Annotated in this window: 19 protein-coding genes; 7 read left to right on the top strand and 12 right to left on the bottom strand. The window is 45.6% G+C overall.

Annotation, left to right across the window (positions count from 1 at the left end; all coding sequences use genetic code 11):
- The 8 genes from RMO27_RS23925 to RMO27_RS16590 form a co-directional block, all read right to left on the bottom strand.
- The coding region (locus RMO27_RS23925; protein WP_396133737.1) for an NAD(P)-binding protein at positions 1-149 on the bottom strand (149 nt) is incomplete at its 3' end.
- A gap of 87 nt (positions 150-236) precedes the next feature.
- Positions 237-839, bottom strand: coding sequence for a DedA family protein (locus RMO27_RS16560; protein WP_309734489.1), 603 nt, complete (start codon positions 837-839; stop codon positions 237-239).
- A gap of 67 nt (positions 840-906) precedes the next feature.
- Positions 907-1,311, bottom strand: coding sequence for a fasciclin domain-containing protein (locus RMO27_RS16565; RefSeq protein WP_309734492.1), 405 nt, complete (start codon positions 1,309-1,311; stop codon positions 907-909).
- A gap of 37 nt (positions 1,312-1,348) precedes the next feature.
- The gene (locus tag RMO27_RS16570) at positions 1,349-2,632 is read right to left on the bottom strand and encodes a CO2 hydration protein (protein WP_309734494.1); all 1,284 of its coding nucleotides are present in this window, start codon (positions 2,630-2,632) and stop codon (positions 1,349-1,351) included.
- 189 nt (positions 2,633-2,821) lie between these two features.
- A complete protein-coding gene (locus RMO27_RS16575) occupies positions 2,822-4,336 on the bottom strand; it encodes an NADH-quinone oxidoreductase subunit M (RefSeq protein WP_309734495.1) in 1,515 nt (504 codons plus the stop codon).
- A 139-nt stretch (positions 4,337-4,475) separates the two neighbouring features.
- On the bottom strand, positions 4,476-5,186 hold the full coding sequence (locus tag RMO27_RS16580) for a carbonic anhydrase (RefSeq protein ID WP_309734497.1): 711 nt from the start codon (positions 5,184-5,186) through the stop codon (positions 4,476-4,478).
- Positions 5,187-5,290: 104 nt separating this feature from the next.
- Positions 5,291-7,123 carry an NAD(P)H-quinone oxidoreductase subunit F gene (locus tag RMO27_RS16585; RefSeq protein WP_309734500.1) on the bottom strand — a complete coding sequence of 611 codons (1,833 nt, stop codon included), beginning with the start codon at positions 7,121-7,123 and terminating at the stop codon, positions 5,291-5,293.
- Positions 7,124-7,329: 206 nt separating this feature from the next.
- Complete coding sequence (locus tag RMO27_RS16590) at positions 7,330-7,902, bottom strand: GNAT family N-acetyltransferase (protein ID WP_309734502.1); 573 nt, start codon at positions 7,900-7,902, stop codon at positions 7,330-7,332.
- A gap of 73 nt (positions 7,903-7,975) precedes the next feature.
- Between RMO27_RS16590 and RMO27_RS16595 the strand changes: the two genes are divergently transcribed.
- From RMO27_RS16595 to RMO27_RS16605, 3 genes are all read left to right on the top strand, one after another.
- Positions 7,976-9,199: an alpha/beta hydrolase gene (locus RMO27_RS16595; RefSeq protein ID WP_309734504.1), complete on the top strand. Its 1,224-nt coding sequence runs from the start codon at positions 7,976-7,978 to the stop codon at positions 9,197-9,199.
- Positions 9,200-9,574: 375 nt separating this feature from the next.
- Positions 9,575-10,696, top strand: a complete 1,122-nt coding sequence (locus tag RMO27_RS16600; RefSeq protein WP_396133736.1) for a pentapeptide repeat-containing protein — start codon at positions 9,575-9,577, stop codon at positions 10,694-10,696.
- Positions 10,697-11,053: 357 nt separating this feature from the next.
- On the top strand, positions 11,054-12,496 hold the full coding sequence (locus tag RMO27_RS16605; protein ID WP_309734509.1) for an RtcB family protein: 1,443 nt from the start codon (positions 11,054-11,056) through the stop codon (positions 12,494-12,496).
- 69 nt (positions 12,497-12,565) lie between these two features.
- Here RMO27_RS16605 and RMO27_RS16610 read toward each other — a convergent pair whose 3' ends face one another.
- The gene (locus RMO27_RS16610; RefSeq protein ID WP_309734511.1) at positions 12,566-12,799 is read right to left on the bottom strand and encodes a DUF4351 domain-containing protein; all 234 of its coding nucleotides are present in this window, start codon (positions 12,797-12,799) and stop codon (positions 12,566-12,568) included.
- Between RMO27_RS16610 and RMO27_RS16615 the strand changes: the two genes are divergently transcribed.
- Both RMO27_RS16615 and RMO27_RS16620 read left to right on the top strand, forming a co-directional pair.
- Positions 12,759-13,025, top strand: a complete 267-nt coding sequence (locus RMO27_RS16615; protein ID WP_309734552.1) for a hypothetical protein — start codon at positions 12,759-12,761, stop codon at positions 13,023-13,025. The two genes, RMO27_RS16610 and RMO27_RS16615, sit on opposite strands and share 41 nt — an antisense overlap.
- Positions 13,015-13,422, top strand: a complete 408-nt coding sequence (locus RMO27_RS16620) for a putative toxin-antitoxin system toxin component, PIN family (protein WP_309734512.1) — start codon at positions 13,015-13,017, stop codon at positions 13,420-13,422. The genes RMO27_RS16615 and RMO27_RS16620 overlap by 11 nt, the downstream gene beginning before the upstream one ends.
- Before the next feature lie 41 nt (positions 13,423-13,463).
- On the opposite strand, the gene RMO27_RS16625 is transcribed toward RMO27_RS16620, so the two are convergent.
- Positions 13,464-17,234, bottom strand: coding sequence for a hypothetical protein (locus RMO27_RS16625; protein WP_309734514.1), 3,771 nt, complete (start codon positions 17,232-17,234; stop codon positions 13,464-13,466).
- 430 nt (positions 17,235-17,664) lie between these two features.
- Here RMO27_RS16625 and RMO27_RS16630 point away from each other — a divergent pair, with 430 nt between their 5' ends.
- Together RMO27_RS16630 and RMO27_RS16635 are read left to right on the top strand one after the other, a co-directional pair.
- On the top strand, positions 17,665-18,162 hold the full coding sequence (locus RMO27_RS16630; protein WP_309734516.1) for a hypothetical protein: 498 nt from the start codon (positions 17,665-17,667) through the stop codon (positions 18,160-18,162).
- Positions 18,163-18,210: 48 nt separating this feature from the next.
- On the top strand, positions 18,211-18,864 hold the full coding sequence (locus tag RMO27_RS16635) for an RES family NAD+ phosphorylase (RefSeq protein WP_309734518.1): 654 nt from the start codon (positions 18,211-18,213) through the stop codon (positions 18,862-18,864).
- A gap of 377 nt (positions 18,865-19,241) precedes the next feature.
- Here the strand turns inward: RMO27_RS16635 and RMO27_RS16640 are convergent, their stop codons facing one another.
- A complete protein-coding gene (locus RMO27_RS16640; RefSeq protein WP_396133738.1) occupies positions 19,242-19,814 on the bottom strand; it encodes a DUF4360 domain-containing protein in 573 nt (190 codons plus the stop codon).
- Positions 19,815-20,432: 618 nt separating this feature from the next.
- Positions 20,433-21,575, bottom strand: a complete 1,143-nt coding sequence (locus tag RMO27_RS16645) for a GTP-binding protein (protein WP_309734523.1) — start codon at positions 21,573-21,575, stop codon at positions 20,433-20,435.
- Positions 21,576-21,652 lie beyond the last annotated feature (77 nt).

Consider the following 21,652-nt stretch of genomic DNA (forward strand, 5'->3'; position numbering starts at 1 on the left):
AACATCCGCCGTGTCGTCAATCTGCCGCCGACACCTCTAGACTTTTCAAAGATGGCGATCCCTTGTCTGCCAGTAGATTGAAGTTCTCTAGCACAGACAATTCCCGCCATTCCCGCACCGACGATCGCAATTTCGAGAGGATTAGTCATGAGTAGTGGCACGGCTGCGATGATTTGAGATGAGGACGATCGATCGATGGTTAATATTATCTCCCAAAAGCTCGATCGTTACATTAGTCAATTAGTCGATCGCATTTTTTTAAAGATAAAATATGCAATTAAACCGATTAACCCAAACAGAACCAGCTTAGAAATCGGTGCGATATATTGCTCGATCGAAGCATAATTTTCACCCAATAAAAATCCCGCAATAGTTAAAGCTAAAGTCCAAAGCACAGTACCGAGCGTCGAGTAAATCGTAAAGCTGACAAATGGCATCTGATTCATTCCTGCAGGTAGAGAAATCAGCGTCCGAATTCCTGGTACCATCCGCCCAAAAAATACTGCTTTCGAGCCGTACTTGTTAAACCAATCATTGACTCGATCGATATCTTGGGCGGTGACGCGAATCCATTTACCATAGCGATCTGTCCAACTCAGTAGCCGCTGATAATTCACCAATCGCCCTAGGTAGTACCAAACATAAGTACCCGCCATCGTGCCAACGGTACCAGCAACAACAGCAATTCCAAAATTCATCTTGCCTTGGGCGACTGTAAACCCTGCCAAGGGCATAATCAGCTCGGAGGGAATCGGCGGAAAGAGATTTTCTAAAAACATTAGTAATCCAATCCCCCAGTAACCCAAGCTACTCATCAAGCTAATTACCCATGCTGCCATGCAATACCATACTCCTCAGCTATCTACGCCACATCTTTGGCAAAGTCTCTTGCCACAAGATTTTATCCTATCCCATTAAGATAACGCGATCGATAACGTGAATAATCCCATTATCAGCCTCGATATCGGCAGCAATCACAGTAGCATTTTTGACTTCAAAAGTATCTTGATAACAATCAATGAAGATTGACGAACCTTCTAAAGAGTCGAGTGAATTGACACCCACTAAATCCGCTCGTGTAAATCGCCCCGCAACTACGTGATATTTGAGTATCCTAGCTAGTTGAGGTGGATTTTGGACTAGGGTTTGCACGGTACCAGGGGGCAGTTTGGCAAATGCTTCGTCAGTGGGGGCAAACACGGTAAATGGCCCTGGGGATTGGAGGGCTTCGACTAATCCTGCTGCTTGAACGGCAGCGACGAGAGTGGTGAAGTTGTCGTTACTAACCGCGATTTCTACAATATTAGGCATGTTATTTATAATGAACTCAAGATTTTATTCCTGCGAATTAGCGATAGTCCTGACTTTGAATATCCGATAACCGCGCTTCAGGACGTTTGAATCTGTCGATCTGGGCTTCAAAGAATTGCCGGTTTTTCTCTAGATGTTTGGGATCTGTATCGTCAAGTGGATACAGTAAAGCAGCTCGCAATGCCTGAATTACTGCCGAAGTCACGCAGTACATCGATCGCTGAAAGCTTACGCCCAATTGTACCAACATGTCATCTTTACCCCGACAGTGTTGTTGATAATAATCGACTAAATATTGAGGCAGAAAATGATACATATCGTCCATCAATAATGTTGGCGGAATGCCCGCACTCCCGACAGGATTGACATCGGCATAGAGAATTCCGTAGTGGAAATCTGCTTGCTCGGCAGGCACTTGTTCGGCTTGGGCATTGTAAGATTTCGTGCCGCGAAATGGTGCCGTCCGATAAAATACGGCTTCGACATAAGGTAAAGCAGCCTCATATAACCAAGTAAATCCAGCAGATTTGGGGATGATTTCAAACATTTCCCCATTGATGTACACATGGTGATAAATTGGTCTACCAGCGACAGCAAAAATCCCATTGATGAGGAAATCCATTGCCTCAGGGACAGAGCTAATTTTCCCTTCATCATATAGATCGCTCATTTCAAAGAATACTGGAGCCATCACTTCCCAAAATAGTCCTAAATTGGAATAGTAGGACATCACCCGCACCTGTTCGATAAACATATCGGGAAAGAGTTTGTACGCTGCCAGCATCGCGGGATTGCCCTTGAAGTATGCTTTAATGGCTCGATCGGCATTTTGCTTGTATTCTTCCGTATCCAAGTATGGATCGAATTTGCCACCCATGCCCCGATGCCAGTACATGGCTTGCATACAGGCTTCGGCAAACTCCATGTTAATTCGATCGTGCAATAAGTGATGGAAGAGTTTGGGCATCTTGGTACTACGCCCTTTGTCCATAAATTCGAGCAGTTCGGGATGTGCTGAAGCCGCGCCTTTTTGCCAGATCCGTAAGTCGGCGGTGTCGCCGGCATAGTGGTTGGGTAAGTCTAAGTATTCCTGCGGGAGGAAGTATTTAAAGGCGGGTAGGGGGTTGAGAAAGACGCGTTCGGCAATATACAGCAAGTCGCGCCAGTAGAAGTCCATGGGGACGGCGTAGGCTTTGTACAAGCCGATGATTTGCATCAGGTTTTCGGGGGTGTCGGGGAGCATCGCGCCGCCGGCTTCGAGGCGATGGATGATGTCGGCGAATTGATGGGTGGATGGTGGTAGTTGGGTGGCTGTTATCATGATGTTTTTTTAACGCAGAGGGCGCAAAGGGTTGGCTGGAGGGGATGCCGGATTGGCGATTTTTGACCGCAAAGTTCGCAGGGATCTGCAGGGGCGGGTTTATGTTGTCAATGTTGTTAGTACTAGAGATTTGATTCAAACCCGCTCTCGTCACTAGCCCATAGAGATTATTGGAGTTGCTGCGGAGATCTACCCACCCCGCCCTACGGGCACCCCTCCGTGGAGGGGATTTTCTATGAGAGCTGTTTGGGTGACGGGGTGAGGGAGGGTGGCGACGATTGCGTCGGTGCTAATTCGGGTGTGGGAGATGAGAATGTTTGGCTGAACACCAAATAGGATAATTAATACAGTGAGGACGATCGCGGGAATGCGTTCGTAGTTGGCGACTTTGGGTAGGTAGGTGAGATCTTCTGCTAATTTACCAAACAGGGTGCGATTGATGATGATGATGAAATAGACGGAGGTTAAACCAGTGCTCGCCAAACAGATCAGCGTCGCTACCGGGAAGGCAATATAACTACCCTGGAACGAGAGAAATTCGCCGATAAAGCCTACCATGCCAGGGATTCCAGCACTTGCCATCATCGTCAGAATCATGATGGCACCAACGAATGGTAAACCGCGTTTGGGGTTGAGCAAACCGTGGAGTTTGTTGAGATCGCGCGTGCCAGTTTTGGCCTCAATAATGCCGACGAGGTTGAATAATAGGGCGAGAATCAAACCGTGTGCGACCATTTGATAGACGGCACCTAGCAGGCTGAGGGGATTACCAGCGGCGGTGGCGAGCAATACGTAACTCAAGTGAGCGACGGAACTATAAGCGATCGTTTTCTTGATATCAGTTTGGGCGATCGCGATCGTACTACCATAGACAGCAGTAACTACAGCGATCGTGGCTAACCAGGGTGCGACGATTGCCCAGGCTTCGGGAAATAAACCCAACCCAAAGCGAATCAGTCCATACGTGCCCAACTTGGAGACAATGCCACCGAGCAGCATCGAAACGGGTGTCGAGGCTTCGACATAGGCATCGGGTAGCCAGGTATGAAAGGGTACTAACGGCATTTTGATCCCAAAGCCCAGCACGATGACACACAGGAATAAGAGCTGAAGATTGGCTGGTAAATGGGTAGCCGCCAACGATTGATAATTAAAATCACCAGTCTGAGTAAACCACGCCCAGCTCAAGAAGCCAGCGAGTAAAATCATCCCCGATAGTGCTTGGTAAATTAGAAACTTAGTTGCTGCATAACCGCGTTTTTCACCACCCCAAATTGCGATCAGTAGGTAAAGGGGAATCAGCTCCAACTCATAAAACAAGAAAAATAGCAGTAAATTTTGAGCTAGAAATGCGCCAGTAATTGCCGTACTTACTAGTAGCAATAAGGCATAGAATAATCGATCGCGATCGATATCTTTGCTAGTTGCTTGCACCGACAATAAAACTAGCAACACATTCAGAATTACCAGCGGTAAAGACAAGCTATCGATACCCAACTGATAATCCAAACCTAATGGCTCGATCCAAGTCAAATGCTCGACAAATTGTAAACCCGCAGCTTGATAATCAAACATCGTAGCGATCGCGATCGCTACCACCAGCGTTATCCCAGAAGTTATTAGTGCGATCAATCGACTAAACCCAGGTAATATCCCAATTAATATCGCCCCCAACATCGGCAACCAAACAATAGCACTCAACATCCCTTTTTATCCTTTGTCTTCTATATGTGGCTAGATTATATTTTCCATTCAGCTCGTACCACAATTAATTATTAATTAGATAAAACAGCCATTGAGCCAGATCGTTTAGCTGTTTTATCTGAAATTGTCATAACCTTATTTAGGCAATTTGTGTCATGATTCCCGTGTCGAGGCTGTAGAAGCCACCGATAATTTTGAGTTTGCCACTATTAACTAAATCCATTAAAACTGGTGAAGTTTTGAGAGTCGCAATCTGATTTTTGACATTGGCGATCGTCGTCGCTTTTAATAGATCGCCTGTTTGATTAGTACTAGCAACCTTTAAAGGTTTAATGTGTTTGAGAATACTGCCAATTTGGCCGGGAACGGGTTTGTTATCAATTGCCGCCTGAACTGCACCACACCTTTGATGTCCTAGCACTAAAATCACTTTGGTACCCAATACGGCCGAGCCAAATTCTAAACTACCAATTTCTTCTGGAGTGGCTACATTTCCAGCTACTCGAACTACGAATAGATCGCCCAATCCTTGGTCGAAAACGATCTCAGCCGGTACGCGAGAGTCAGCACAACCTAAAATTGCTGCAAATGGTTGTTGACCTTTAGCAACTTCTCGTAATCGAAAACTGTTTCGATTGGCTTGGTTCATTTTCTGACTGGAAAATCGTTTATTGCCTTGCAATAATTCCGCAACAGCGGCATCGGGTGTTAATTTTTGTTTGGCGTTTGCTACTGGAGTATCTAATAGATCTATGCCCAATTTACTAGTAATTAAACCAGTACCCACGGCAGTAGCACCGAATTTAAACAAATTGCGACGGGAGATATAGTTAATGATTTTGCCTTTCATGGTTTTGATATTTTAATTATTTACTTGTGTGAAACAGATGAAAATTGAAACGTGTAACAATTCCAGCGAATGATGATGCTGAAAACTTAATTGGCTATTCACCCCTAGACAAATAAGCCCATCATCAGGCCGACTAGGATAATTCCAGTGAACGCCACCAAAACATAAAACTGAGATTGACCGGAAGTTGTATATTTGAGAGTTTGGCCGCCAAATAATGTCCCCAAACCGATCAGATTCACAAATCCATCGACAATGTATCGATCGAACCAATTAGTTGCCCGCGCGCTAGTAGCTACTAATAAGACGATCGTCAGTTGATAAAATCGCTGAATGTAGAAATCATAAGCAAAGAAGTCTTGAATTGCTGGTAGCGGCAACTTCACAGGTTTCGGAATACTATCGACGGTATAAATTACAGCACTAATTGTAATCCCCGAAATACTCGACCACACCAATAGCGGCGCAAACATATTATCCAATTCACCCCAAACAGGTAACAGATCCAGATTGCGTAGCATAATCGGTAGATGACAGATAAACACAGCCGCACTAATTACTGGTAAACTAATCAACCAAAATGGCTCTGTTGATCGTTCTGTCATCGGTTTAACTTTACCCAAGAAAATCAGACAGAATAATCGCGTCAAACTAAACGCAGTCAGGGTATTCACAATTAAAATGACACCGACTAACCATGGTTGCTCGACCCACAGACTATCTACTAATTGTAAAAATCCCCAAAATCCACCCAAAGGCGGTAAGGCAATAAACGACGCGATCGCGACTAATAGTGCCGCACCTGTAAACGGACGCCGCGACCAAAGACCGCCTAATTGGGTCAAATCTTGAGTGATGTTCGTCCAAATAATCGCTCCAATCCCCATATATAACAATGACATCCCAAAGGATTCATTGAAGAGAATAAATCTAGCTGAGTCTAAATTTTGGGTACCGATCGCAATGAAAACCAAACCAATATAAGCACTCAATGTATAGGAAAGTACCCGCTTCATATCGATCTGCGCGATCGCGATTAACGAGCAACAAATTGCCGTCGATACACCTAAAATTACCAGAATATTTAAGAGAATCGGCGATAGTGAAATCACCGGAGCTAGCTTAATTAACACAAATGCCCCGGCACCAACGACAACCGCATTCCGCAACACTGTTGCCGGAATCGGAGCTTCCATCGCTTCATCCAGCCACAACTGGAAGGGAATTTGCGCGCATTTTCCCAGTGGCCCCGCACTCAGAGATAAACCGAGCAATAACGCTACCATCGGGTCTAATTGTGCCGTTTGTGCCCAGGTTGCTAACTCGGTGAAATTCCAGGTTCCGGCGATCGGATAAATGGCAATTACACCCATCAGTAGGATAATATCGCCCACCCGCTTCGTCCAAAAAGCATCTCGCGCGCCCGTAATTACTAGCGATTGGGCAAACCAAAAGCCAACTAATAAGTACGTAGCTAGCGTCAGTAATTCCAGAAAAACATAGGTGAAAAACAGCGAATTGGATAGCACCAACCCACAAATCCCCGCCCCAAAACAATTCATCAGCGAGAAGAATCGTGCCCAGCCCCAATCCATCTCCAGATAACCTACTGCGTAGATTTGAGAGACGAAATTGATTCCCGCAACGACGCTCGCCGCAGTCAAAGTAATCGTCGAAATCTCGATCGGGAAATTAATATCCAGGGTGCTGGTATGCAGCCAGCTATAACTAATTTCTCTAGCAGGTAGCTCCCAGACTACAATTAGGGCTACTAATGCGTGAATGAAGGCGATCCCCGCCATCAGGATATTGATATAGCCCGCTGGCCTAGTGCCGAGTTCTCCCGACCAGCCAACCGACCAAGGCAGTGCCAAGACGGCTCCGACCAGGGGGTAGCAGGGAATTAACCATGCTGTTTGGATAACTATCTCATACATAGAGTTTAATCTATTAATTAATGATTTATATCTTTTGTATCTCTATAGAAGAGCGTAATCGAAAATTTCCAGAAAAGATAGATCTAACATAGAGTTTTAATAGATGTTTACTCTAAGTTTTACTAATCAATACTATGCATAGTCAATAATCTATTTTTAAATTAGATTTTAATCTATGTTTTGTTGAGCAGATTAGGTTCATTCAGCTAAACATCTAACTTGACACCAAGCAACCATTCTCGCCGCGTAATACTCATTTTATTGGCTTCGACCCAGTGCCGCTGTTTTTGAAATGCGTGGGGAATATAGGCGATAAATTTCATCCCAATTTTTTCGAGCACGCGCCGACTGCCTTTATTCCAGAGGGCATAACTCGCCTCGATTTTCGTCGCACCAAGTTCCTCAAATCCAAATATTAACATGGCGATCGCCGCTTCAGTCAGATAACCTTGTCCTTGATGCTCTGGATGCATCCAAAAGCCCAGATTCCAGACATCGGCACGGCTGGTTTTGCGGATGCCAATTCGCCCCCGTAAAATATTTGTAGCTGGATCGGCGATCGTCAAGCCATAAGTGATCCCCCGATCCCAATCGCGCCAACTCTCGGTCAAAGGCTCCTCCAACTCGTCGATCGTGGCTGGGGGTTCCCATTGCATCCCATCATTAAAGCCCGCAAACCGCGTCGCTGCAAATACATGGGGAATATCATCTGCTGTCGGACGGCGCAGCAGACATCTAGCAGTCTGAATTGTCAAATCGTAGGGAATAACTCTTTCCATCTGGCCAACGCTACATTTTCTCGAACTTTGGTGTTAGTCTAACTACAGCTTATCCCGATTTCTGAAGTGCCAAATGAAAAAAGTATTAGCGATCGGTGGGATCTGGCTGATCGGATTGCTGTTATTAGTCGGCTTGTTTTTGAGTATTTGGATTATCTTACCAGCTCCGATTTTCTCATTATTACCATTCAGTGTGGGTGCGCCAGAAATTAGTCCGGGATTACTGATATTAAATGGCTTGGTAACAGTTGCGATCGCGATCGGCTTCTGGTTGAGAGGTTTTCGCTACCCAAAATTGTTTTGCGGGACACTTTGTTTGAGTGGATTGGCATTAGTACTGAGTGCCTCCCCATTATTGCAATTTTCCGCCGTCCAACAGCAAGCACAAGCAGCGATCGCGACTAGTTTAGGTAGAGATTATCTCCAAGCTATTCCCCCAGCACTGACGGCCAAGATGCGACCGCAACCGCTCGTTATTGCCGATATTTGGAGTGGTATTTCTATTCCTAATGTGAGGGTCGATCGTGCGATTCCCGTTGCCAATCCCGATGGTATTCAGCTATCGATGAATATCTATCGACCGCTCTCAGTTGGCAAACATCCGGCGATCGTGTCGATTTATGGTGGTGCTTGGCAACGCGGTACGCCCGATAGCGACGATACCTTCAACCGTTATATGGCTGCTCAAGGTTATGTAGTGTGGGCGATCGATTATCGTCACGCGCCTACATATCATTTTCCCGCCCAGCTTGAAGATGTGCGCTCGGCATTGATGTACGTCAAACAGCAGGCTGGCGAATATGAAACCAATCTCGATCGAGTTGCCATTATCGGTCGATCGGCTGGTTCGCAATTAGCGATGTTAGCCGCCTACCAAGATCCACCATTTCCCCTGCGCGCAGTTATCGACTATTATGGCCCTGTCAATCTGACTGCTGGCTATGAAAATATCCCGACTCCCGATCCGATCGAGTCGCGGGCGACACTACGTAGCTTCCTGGGGGGTACGCCGCAAACTGTACCCGCACTCTATCGCCAAGCTTCACCCATCAATACCGTCAAACCTGGTTTACCAGTATCTTTGCTAATCTACGGTGGCAAAGATCGGATCGTTGAGGCTAAGTATGGGAGGAACCTCGCTCAACAATTGCGATCGCAAGGAAATCGCGTAGTTTTCATCGAGCTGCCGTGGGCGGATCATGCTTTTGATGCAGTTTTTTCAGGAATGAGCAATCAGTTAGCATTGTATTATACCGAGCGATTTTTAGCTTGGGCATTGATATCAGTGGATAGTTGATAATCGATCGCTTGTCGTTTTCAATATTAGTCTTAATTCCGGCAATCTTAGCTAGAACCGATCGAGTGAATCGAGAGCTACTAAGTTTAGCCACTACCGATCGCTCGATAATTTGAGCGAAATATACGTAGTAGAAAATAACTACCCATCTTGTCGAGGCGATGACGATATTTGCGGCTCATCGATTGTTTGAATTAAACAGCAAAACAAGCTTTTACAGCCGCAAATAGTTTGAATTTTATCGCTTTAATTGTAACTTATGGCATCTTGTGAAAACTAATGATTTCAATCCGAACAAAAAATGTTATTATGACAGCAGATAGTCTAAAAAATCAAAGTTTCTTGACTATTTGCACTAGGTATTTTACATAGAATATGACAATCTGGGGAAATCTGATAGCGATCACCATTATGGTGTTCGGATTATGGCGCAACGACACCTTGATTGCCGCAGCAGGTTGCGCGATCGCACTAGTATTATCGATTCCCATTATCTATCGCGGGGTTCGCCAGGAACTCTTAGACTCCCTATCTCCAGCCCAACGGTTACAATTAGTCGCCTCGATTACCGTTCTCATTGCGATCGTCGGTCTGCTCCAGATCTTAGAATTTTTTGAGTATGTCAGCAGCTTTTCCGATCGAATTGATTGGAATGCGGTCGGGGCATCGGGTGAATGGGGTGGCGCATTCGGGCAGATTTTGATTGCGATCTTGGCTGTATATATCGCTTGGCGACAGTATATTATCTCTCGCGACCTGACGATCGAGCAAAATCGCCTCACGACCCAACAAAATATTCTCACCCAACAACAGACGATCGATACCTATTTTCAGGGGATCTCCGATCTGGTCTTAGATGATAATGGTTTCCTCGAAGATTGGCCGCAGGAGCAAGCCTTCGCCGCCGGACGCACCGCCGCCCTGCTCGGTAGTATCGATGCTGCTGGTAAGGCTAAAGTGCTGCGATTCCTCTCCCAATCCAAGCTGCTGACGCCCCTCAGACGCGATCGACGATTGGGTCGGGCAATCCTGGATGGTGATGGGGGTTATGACGAAGATCGGCTCTATGGCGTGCGGGTAATCGATTTGGGGGTGATGCTGGCTGGTGCTGATGTCTCCCGCGCCGATCTCCGCTGGACAGATCTCAGCGATGCCAACCTGATCCGCGCCAATCTCAGTGGCTGCGATTTAGTTAAGGCTAATTTCTCTCGCACCATTCTCTATGAAGCAAATTTAACTGGTGCCGATGTCAAGGGTACTCGCTTTTTTTATGGCAAAGATCCCGAACTTGCCAGTCCCCGCAGTCGCAATGAGATTCCCAACTATACAACGGGTGAATTTACCGGAGCTGTAGTCGAAAATGCCGACTTTACCGACGTGCAGGAAATGTCTGAAGAACAGCGGAAATATTGCTGTATGTGGTGCGGTGATAAATCGCGATCGACTATTCCTGGTGGCTGCGAGGGAATTCCCAATCGAGTACCGCCGAAGAAATAGTAGTTCGATCTTCTAGCTCTCTGCGATCTGACGACAACCTGTAGGGGCGGTGCCTCGTGCCCGCCTGCACTAATAGCGATTGCACTAAATTCGATGACTTACGATCCTGAAAAATATCATCGCCGTTCGCGAAGCGTACCGTAGGTAATCGATTTGCCTGAAAGGTGCCGATCTCAGTCGATCGAGTTCCACTTGACACCGATCGAATCGTCGAGCTACCATGAAACTACGAGCAGGTAGCTCGAATTAACTAAATTAACAAAACCCTCCACCACTGCGACTGCGGCTGCTGAAAACCCAGTCAACCTATACAAAGATAATTGCCAAAACCCACAGTGGTTCTGGCGAAAGTTGTTTATGCAGCAGCCCAAGAATACGCACAGACTCCTCCGCGCTCTGGCTAAGCAAGGATTGGATGTCAGTTATGACGACAATATTTATAAGATCCGGCTCGATCGAGGTACCGATGCTCCAGTAGCAGAAGTACTATTACCGCCGGATTTCCCGATCGAGTCCAAAGCCTTCCAGCAACTCGCCCAACTTACTACCCTCGCCCATCCAGGTGGCGGCAAAGTAACCCGCACCTTCGCCACGCCCGATTTTCATCCCGGCGATACCGGAGTCGCGATCGGTTCGGTGGTGCAAACTGAGAGAATGCTCGTTCCCGCCGCAGTAGGTAGCGATATCAACTGTGGAATGCGCCTCCACGTTGTCGATCTCAGCGTCGATGATTTTCTCGCCCAGCGCAACAAATTTGTCGAATTGATGAAGGGAGATTACTTCCTCGGTACTCGCGATGTCACGATGACAGCGGCGACGAGTCGATCGCTGTTTGCGGATGGCATCCCTGGCTGGTTGGAGCAAATGTCTACAACCCCGATGGGGAGTGTGGCTCGATCGAATTTCGGTCAATTGTGGCAAGAGATCGATGCCGTTCAATTTCTCGGCTCGCTGGCGGGAAATGCCCGTTGGGCACCGAGCGAACTCGTTCCTGCCACTGGATTAGTCCGCGATGGCGATCTGGGCACGATCGGCGGTGGCAATCACTTTGTGGAAATCCAAGAAGTGACAGAAATCCGCAATCCGCGCCTTGCTTATCAATCCAATGTCAAAGTCGGACAACTCGCGATCGCGATTCATTCTGGTTCGCGCAGTGTCGGTAAATACATCGGTGGCATGTGGCGCGACATGGCTCAAGCCGCTTGGCTCAAGGGCTATCCGTTCCCCCAATCGAGCCTATTTTCGCTCTCGACGACAACCAATCCAGATCTCGTTGCCGAATATCTCGAAGCCGAAGCAACGGCGGCTAATTATGCCTTTGTCAATCGCTTGATTTTGGCTGAACTACTCCGGTTGCGACTGCGACAAGTGTACGGCGATCTTGTGGCTCCCTTAGTCTGCGATCTGCCACACAATCTGACTTTTCCCAATGGGACTGGTTGGATCGTCCGTAAGGGTTCGTGCGCGGCAGGTTTGGGACAATTGCTGATTACGCCAGGATCGATGGGGACACCTTCCTACCTGCTATCGGGATTAGGAAACGATCGCTATCTCAATTCGGCAGCTCATGGTGCGGGCAGAGCGATTTCGCGCTTTGAACTTACCCGTGCGGGGGCAAGTTATACCGAGTCAGATCTGGGTTTGACGGGTGTAGATTGCATCACCTTGCGATCGGAACGTCGGATCGAGGAAGCTCCCGCTGCTTACAAATCGATCGATCGAGTTATCGATACCCAAGTCGCCGCAGGCATGGTGGAAGTCGTCGCCAAAATGCGCCCGATTCTCACTTTTAAGGCTTAATATCTTTAGTGTTTAGACAACCACTCCCCAACTTCTTTGGCTCGACTTTGGCAGTCTGAGGAGTGGTTTCTAACATCTTTCAGCCATCTCTAACCAATTCTGTAAATCTTGCAAACTATTAAAATCTAGTAATGCTTCACCCAATGCCTCTAATCGATCGATCGACAGTAACTCTACAATCGAAATGTTAAACTTATCAGTATGTGCCTCATGCCAAAATTGCGCTACAAATCTAAACAACGTTAAGGGAATTATCCGAATTATGGCTGCAATAGAAAAGATTGCGTTGGCGGAGCCTCTCATTTTGAGAATCGAAGTGTCATCAGAGGTTGCAGAAGCTTATCGGAGTGCGACAGAAACCGAACGTCTGCAAATTGCTACTCGGATTGGCTTGATGCTCAGATCTGCCACAGGTAGCAGACAGGAGGCGATCGATCGCCTCAAACAAACAATGGACGAGATCGGTAATGAAGCCGCCGCTAATGGACTAACACCAGAGATTTTGGAGTCAATTCTGAATGCCCCTTAGTCAGCGGTTGGTGCTAGATGCTAATGTCATCGTTAGTTCGGTGCTATCTGCTCAGGGTAGAGCTTCTCAAGCATTCGATCTGGCGATCTCCACTGGCATAGTTTTAATGTCTGATGATACTTTCGCCGAATTATCAGAAGTATTACTTCGGACTAAGTTCGATAAATATAGTAATCGTGCCAAGCGAGAAACATTCCTGGATGAATTGCTGGGACTAGTCGAGTTTGTGGAAATTACCGTGCAAATCGATGAATGTCGAGATCCAAAAGATAATAAGTATTTAGAATTAGCTATGAGTGGTAAGGCAGATTCCATCGTGACTGGAGATGAAGATCTGTTAGTATTGCATCCATTCCGACAGATACCAATTGTCAGCATTCAGACATTTTTAGCATAGCATCGCACACCCAACCATCCCCACACCGATCGAATCGAGATTCATTCACCATCGTCGATCTTGGCTCCCAAGGCGAGGAGGGAATCAATTTGGGCGGGGGTTAAGCCTTTGACATTAGTAATATTGGCACCTGCACAGAGTCGAGTATCAAATGAGCGAAGACATTTTCCCGTTGCCAGATTCCACTGTTTAATAGTGTTATCCCTACTACTAGAATAGAGAAATTTTCCATCTTCACTTATCGCTATAGATCTTATCCCAGATTGATGTCCATAAAATGTACGCTGACAAATGCCCCCAGCTAGTTCCCACTCTTTAATCACTGAATCATTACTAGCAGAATAAAGAAACTGCTTATCCTCACTCATCGCAATCGCGCTCACCCAAGATAGATGTCCATCAAATGTGCGTTGATAATTTTCATTGCCTAACTGCCACTCCTCAATTTTTCCACCGCTATCAGAATAGAATAATAGATTATTACCACTCGATACGATAGCTCTTACCGGATATTGATGAATCTCAAATGTGTCCTGGCAAATACTATCTTTTAAATTCCACTCCTTGATCTGTTTGCTGCTAGCAGAATAGAGTAATTGCATATTTTCACTTATAGCAATTGCCATAACTGGACGTTGATGACCCTCAAATGTGCGCTGACAAATACCATCTTTTAAATTCCACTCCTTGATCGTGTCATCGCCACTACCAGAATAGAGGAATTGCCCATCTTTACTCAACATAATTGCTATCACCAATCTTTCATGACCCCGAAAAGTTCGCTGATAAAAGTCATCAACTAACTTCAATTCCTTAATTGTGCCATCGTCACTGCCAGCATAAAGAAACTCTCCATCTCCACTCAGCCCAATCCCACTTACCGAAACTTCATAACTATCAAACGTATGCTGACAAGTGCCATCAGATAGTCTCCATTCATCCATTAAACCCTCTCCACCAGCATAGAGAAACTCTCCATCTTCACTTAACACAATCGCATTTACTGGACTTTGATGACGACTCTCAAACGTGCGCTGACAAATGCCCTCAGATAGTCTCCACTCTATGACTGTACCATTATCGCCCCCAGAATAAAGAAACTTTCCATCTCCACTCATGGCGATCTCATTTACCCAATCTTGATAACACTGAAGAGTTCGCTGACAACTGCCATCAGATAATCTCCATTCTATAATTTTGCTGTCTCCACCAGCAGAGTATAGCGACTGACCATCCTTACTCAGAATGAGCGCACTTACCCACCCTTGATGACCCTGAAAAGTGCGTTGACAACTGCCATCAAATAATCTCCATTCCATGATTATGGTATCATCGCCACCAGAATAGAGCGACTGACCATCCTTACTCAGGATGAGCGTATTTATCGATCTATCATGACCTTGAAAAGTTCTCTGACAAGTTAGATCGGATAATATCCATTCTTTAATTACCAGATCGCTACTACCAGAATATAGCCTCTGACCATCCCCACTCAGAATAATTGTATTCACGGATGCCTCATGACCTTGAAAAGTTCTCTGACAAATAAAATCAGACAATCTCCATTCCTTAATTGTGTCATCGCCGCTAGCAGAATAGAGTAAATCTCCAGCAGCACTCAATGCAAGACAATTAATACTACCTTGATGTCCTGTCAATCTCTGCAACTCTCTTCCACTAAATCGATCCCAAATTCTGATAGTGTTGTCATCATGATGTGCAGTGATAAATTGTCGATCATCCTTACTCATGATGATGGCATTGACCAATCCGAACACCTTTGTCGTTAGGCAACTTTCTAGATTTGATTCACTTAAATTAGTCCCTCTCAACCCCACATTTACCAAATCGGCATAAGCCAAATTACTATCATTCAAATCTTGGTACTCTAGTGCATTAGAATTAAGCGTCACTAATACCGTAGCTGCATTACCACCTAAATAGCCAATATCATCTGCCTTTGTAGACTTAATCAGATCCAATAGCTGATTTGACTCTCGATATTTTACCTCCAGATTTATCGATGGTAAAAGCAGATCGAGGATCGCTTTACTCAAAGGACTTTTACCAAAAGTATCACGCAATTTCTCCAGCGGCTCCGACTTAAACCCAGCCAAAGGCGCAATTAACTTCCGCTCACCCTTATCATCCAACTCCCGCCGCCAATAACTCGACCAAGTATAAAACTCTGGCGGCAAACTCTCATCAATCCCCGACTGATTCCGCGCCACCTCCAGAAAATCATCCGCCAATAAACCCAACTCCGCCGCAAACTTATAAGCAACAAAAAACTCCAACAAAGATCGATGCGCCGGACTATAATCCCCCTCATCATTCCGAATCAACATCGTCTGCCCCATCATGTCATAATGCCAATGATCCAGATGCTTCTGTGACTCCACCTCCTTCCCAAACAACAACTTCAACCTGTCGGGAAACTCCCGATAATTTAGCGTCATCTTATCCTCACTCAACATTTCCCACGCCAACTCACACAAGAAATAGAGCTTATCTGCCAACGAAGTAAACGTCCGCCCAGTCGTAATATCCCGTTCCATCTTGTGCCGCACCGCATAGAGATACACCCGTGCTAGATCGATCGGTTTTCCCGCCTCAATCTCTGGCAAAGCCTCCAATACAAATTCTGCCATCACCGCCCGCCGCAACAGATCCAGCAATTGCGAATTTGCCATTACCAGCTCCACCGTCGCAGAATTAGTTCGCCGCGATAACACCGCCCGAATCTGCTCATCATCGAACTTCATCAACTCCAAAGTCTCAAACTTCGGAGCGATCGCAATCTTGTTTGCCGTAGAAGGAATCCGTTCCCCACCAAAATTCTCCCGCCCATCCTGAGCCGTCGGGAAATGCTCCGTGCGACAAGTCAAAATCACCTTGGCATTGGTTGTAACTACCTTCGCCAACTCCCAGAAATTATCAGTCATCTTCTGAGTGTCGATTTTATCCGCCATCTCATCAAAACCATCAAAAATCAGCAACAGCTTCCCCATCCGGTTGAGCCTGTCAAACACCTCACTATTGAGGCGAATATTATGCTGGGTATAAAAGAACCCCGCCAACACATTTTCCACATCCAACGCCTTGGCATAATCCCGTAGCGGAATCACCAACGGCAAACGCGGGCGCGGCATCCCCTTGGACTTCGCATCCCGATAAGCCTGCAAACATTTTCCCGCATAGTGAAACGCAAACCAAGTCTTCCCTGTGCCAAACTCACCCAAAATCGACACATGCTCCGTCACCGGATTTTCTAACCAGCGATCGATATACCGATCGATCCCCCCATCCGCCACACTATACTTACTCGTCCCCCGTAAAGTGCGCGTATCGGCATCAAATTCGCCCTTAGTACAGCCCAAATCCACATAATAGCGATCGATCTCCCGCTTCTTAATCTCTCGCTCCAGCCACTCTAAATAAGGCGTAAAATTTGCATCCTGATCGATCAATTCATCGAATGTCAGACAAGTCAAACCCTCATCACCAGCATGAATCAAAGCCTGTCGCACCGACTGACTCACCCACCGATTAGTTACCAACCACCCTTCATCAACCCGCAATTGCCCCACCATTCGACGCAAACTATCCAGATCCCCCAAACCCGCCTCATGAATGATGGCGCGAATTAGTACTCGATCGAATCTCGATCGTCTTTGGGGTACTCGAATAATCCATTCCACATAATTAACATCCCGTCTGGGTAGCCCTTCCGCCGTAAAATCTAACGCCCCAAACCAATCAAATACCTGTTGGGCAAAATCTTCTAGCTCTAAGATTCCAGGAGAATGCATAGAATCGTCTAGAAATCGATTAGCTGGAGTTAGATTAGATTTTCGCTTGATATTACTTGGTTCGAGCGGAGGGAGATCGACTATTTGCTCCCAATCCTCAATACCTACAGCACTACAAATCGCAATAAAATTCTCATGCTTAATTGGCTTTCGCATCCAAAATCTATCCAGAGTAGATTTGGAAACTTTTGCGAAATCTTGCCAAGCTGATACTGTCTTATTCCAACCCTTGCGTCGTCGCGCTCGATCGACAATTTCTAATCCCTTTACTGACGCGCTAAGTGTAGTTGCCATATCCTGACATCTGAGTTTACTGACTACTTCAACTTTACATCAGTTTTACCTCATGTGAAGTAAGACACTACCTAAACTCGATCACGATCTATTTAAGTATACGCAAACCGATCTTGATTCGGTTGCTGAGAGTGATATGCAAGCACATCGATCGACTCAACCAATTACTTACAATACCAACCGGACTAGTCTTAACGATTTTCATGAGTCGGTAAGCGATCTTGTCTCGCCAGATCCAATAAAAAAACCTCCCACAGTCAAAGAAAGATTGCTACAGGCTGAGGGTGGATACTATTTGAGCGGTGAAGCAGTAAAGCTACTAGGTATCACCGAACAGAAATTAGAAGAACTCCGTCAAACTAATAAAATCATCGGCTTACCAGTTAAAGACGGTAGACATGTGTATCCTAAATGGCAGTTCGTCAAACGTTGGTTCTGGGGCTATCAAGTCTTACCAGGATTAGCTGAAGCGTTAGCTGAATTTCCTTCTGAAAGTCCGTGGATGAGAGCAGGCTTCATGTTGGATAATGGTGTGACTGTAGAATTTGCCAGTCCATTAGCTGGATTAAAAGCAGGGAGAATATCCCAGGTAGTCGCTCTGGTCAAAGGTTTCGGCGAACATGGTGCGGCTTAACATGGTATAGTAATACACGCAAAAAGTATTACTGTCAGAGGTCGCAACTTGAGTTCGCCAGAAAAGCCGGAACCCCATCCCCAGCCAGATCGCATCGACTCCGTTGCATTACCGATGCATATTCTCAAAGCCGAATTTCGGTTATTCCGCATTCATAAAAGTTTTGGAAGGGACAATCAAAAGCGTGGGGCGATATATTTCGATCGTAGTAATCAATCGCGTTTTAATTCTACAGCGGGAGAATACGGGGTCTTATACGCGGGTTCAGATTCATATGTAGCCTTTCGCGAAACTTCCAGAGTGTATAGCAATACGCCTATCGCTCTGGATTTTTTAGCCCCAAATTGTCTATCAGTACTTTACCCAGAGAGAGATTTAAGATTAGTCGATCTTTCTGGTGGTGGATTAACCCTGATTGGCGCAGATGCTAGGCTAACTACAGGTGTCTATAGTTTATCTCAGGCATGGTCAAAAGCTTTATACAATCATGCCGATCGAGTCGATGGACTGTATTACCGCTCGCGCTACGATCCGAGTAGATTTTGTGTTGCTTTATATGATGGTCGAGTAAACCCAGCAGAACTTAAAGAAGAAAGAGTAACCGAAAACAATTTACTCGATCGATCGTTTGAACCTGAGCTACAGCAAATACTTGATGAGTATGGCTATCAACGTGACGATGACGACAACCCAGAAATTTAATTATATTGTTATTTCTCGATCTCATCAGATTTCCTTCAGGCGTTGGCGTAGCCTACCGGAGGTAATCGCTTCACTTTAATTAGATCGAAAAGACGCAAAAAATGGAGGTGAAGTGAGCTTTTACAAAGGGGTTGAGAGATTAATGTGTTAGGTAAGGCAAATTTGTTTCACGCCTAACCTAAATTAAATGAACAGAAAATATATCGCACGCTTTCTCAAATGTTTGGAAGTAATTCGATCGATCGTGACAATCCTCAATACACTATATTTACTCACTAAACTTTTCCCCCGCTAGATCGAGATGCCACAAAAAAAGCCCCAACCGCTCGAATAGTTGGGGCTTATTAATAAGTAAATCTAGTTAAAGTAGCGATCGATTAACGGCAAGCGCGATATTTGATGTGATAGACCAAACCACGATGCGCTAGATCGAAAGAATCGACAGTTGCCGCACCTTTACCACGCGCTGACATCGAAGCATTGACACGCATATTCGTGCTATCGCCACAAGCCGACCAGACATCAGCCACAGTGGCTAAACTATCGCGCACGTTATAGTTGTTTTCGCCATTGAAAGTGCGTTGGAAGACGGGGCCGCGATTGCCAGCAAAGAAATATTCGGCGCGGAGCGTGCCACTCGTCGCTGGAGCGACATAGCCGCGATAGTCAGCGTCATACAAGGAAATCTGGAAACCTTCAGGCACTTTAATCGGGATGCTCAGGTTGCAGCTTTTACGACTTTGACTAGGATCGTTGCCCAATGCACTAAATTTATCAAACAAAACTGTGAGTTCTTGACCGTCGGGGCTGACGCTGACACTGGCAGATCGATCGGGGCAGCCACTGCCACCATAACTAGCACCTTGAATTTTAACTTGACTCTCGGCTAGGGCTGGAGAGATCGGTAAAGTAACTAATGCAGTAACGACTAATGCTTTGAGGAGTTTCATCATGTGTCCAAAAAAATGAAGATAGTGTGTGTTAAATTAGGTAAAGTTATGAAAAACTGCTAGAGATAAAATCTCTAGATAGCTCATAATTGACAAATGATTTTGCTCGTAACAAAATCATGTCAAAAAGATGAAGATACAAGCCGAAAGGCTCACACTCCTGCTTTTACGATTAGGTTCAGCGATCGTAAAAGCTTTTTCTTTTTCCTTCGTATTTGATTAGATGTAGATTGAGTTTGAGAGGTTCCCAATTTGGCTGACAATTATTGAAGATTGTCATTACAAGGGCATTACCACTAGCATTCTAGGTAGATCCGATCGATGATGTGGAATTGTTTACAATATACTGCTAGCCAATGAAGGCATCAGCTAGTATTAATAAACTCGCAGGATTCGATCGACCCTAGTTCTAAAGTGAAATTATTGATGTCCACTTACTACTACTTCAGCCGATTGGTGTGCTCCGGCTGGTTTCCCAACCGAAGCGCGCCCGTAAGTGGCGTAATGATGGCAGTTGGAAGTAGATTGACGATCGGTTAGTGAATGGGAAAAAGTGTCAGAAGACCGAGATCCTAGCCCTAGTGTTGCTAGTCTATATGCACAAACAGTGCCGACGGACTATCGGCCAAATCCTTTGCCAGCAGTTGTTTTGGCAGTAGTCAAACAATTTTCTAATTGCTTGATAATTTTATCCCGATCGAGATCTTGCCCGATAATCACAAACTTAGTTTGGGGTTTACCTTTCCACTGGTCGTCATCGATCGAGAATCGTTTGCCACAGAGGTGGAAGACATGGCATTTGTCGCTTTCATCGAACCATAAAAATCCTTTGGCACGGAAGATATTGACAGTCAATTGATGGTCTAAGAAATGCTGAAACTTGCGGAGTAAGAATGGTCGATCGCTAACAAATGATAATGATGTAAAACCATCATTATCTAAATGATGTGAATGGTCGTGGTGGTCATGCCCGTGGTGGTCGTGTTCGCACTTACCGTGGTCATGGTCGCAGTTGGTATGATCTTCAGCATGTGCATGGTCATGGTCATGTTCGTGGCCGTGTGCATGGTCGTGGCTGTGTGAGTGTTCGTCTGGAGTATCCAGATATTTGTCCGACTCAAATAAACCCACACTGAGAATCATCGGTAAAGACACCTGCGACTTGGTCGTCCGAATGATTCTTGCGCCTTCTTTCATATCTCGCAGGCGAACTTCCAATAAATCTACATCAGCTTCATCGACGAGATCGGTCTTATTGAGGAGAATAATATCGCCATAAGTAATCTGACTTTGTGCTGCTTCACTATTAAATAGATCGAGACTAAAATTCGCTGCATCTACTAATGTAATAATCGAATCGAGTCTGGTGACATCCCGCAACTCAGTACCCAAAAAAGTCAGCGCGACGGGTAAAGGATCGGCCAAACCAGTAGTTTCGACAACTAAATAATCGATCTGATCCGATCGATCTAAAACTTTATGAACGGCTTTGACCAAATCCTCATTAATCGTGCAGCAAATACAGCCATTATTTAACTCGACCATATCTTCACCAGTCGCAACGATCAGATCATTATCGATGCCGATTTCACCAAATTCATTCACGAGCACAGCAGTTTTGATGCCTTGCTGATTTTGGAGAATATGATTGAGCAGTGTCGTCTTGCCACTACCGAGAAAACCCGTGATAATCGTTACAGGTACTAGCTTCTGGTCTACATCAATGATTTCGAGAGTAGGAGCGATCGTAGTTGATGTCATAAAAATAAACGGTGGGATGATACAGAAATTCGCAGTCAATAGATGGCAAACTTAGAATAGAGCGATTGTCCTGCTCC

Origin of the sequence: Chamaesiphon sp. OTE_75_metabat_556, assembly GCF_031378165.1 — a bacterium.
Taxonomy (GTDB): Bacteria; Cyanobacteriota; Cyanobacteriia; order Cyanobacteriales; family Chamaesiphonaceae; genus Chamaesiphon.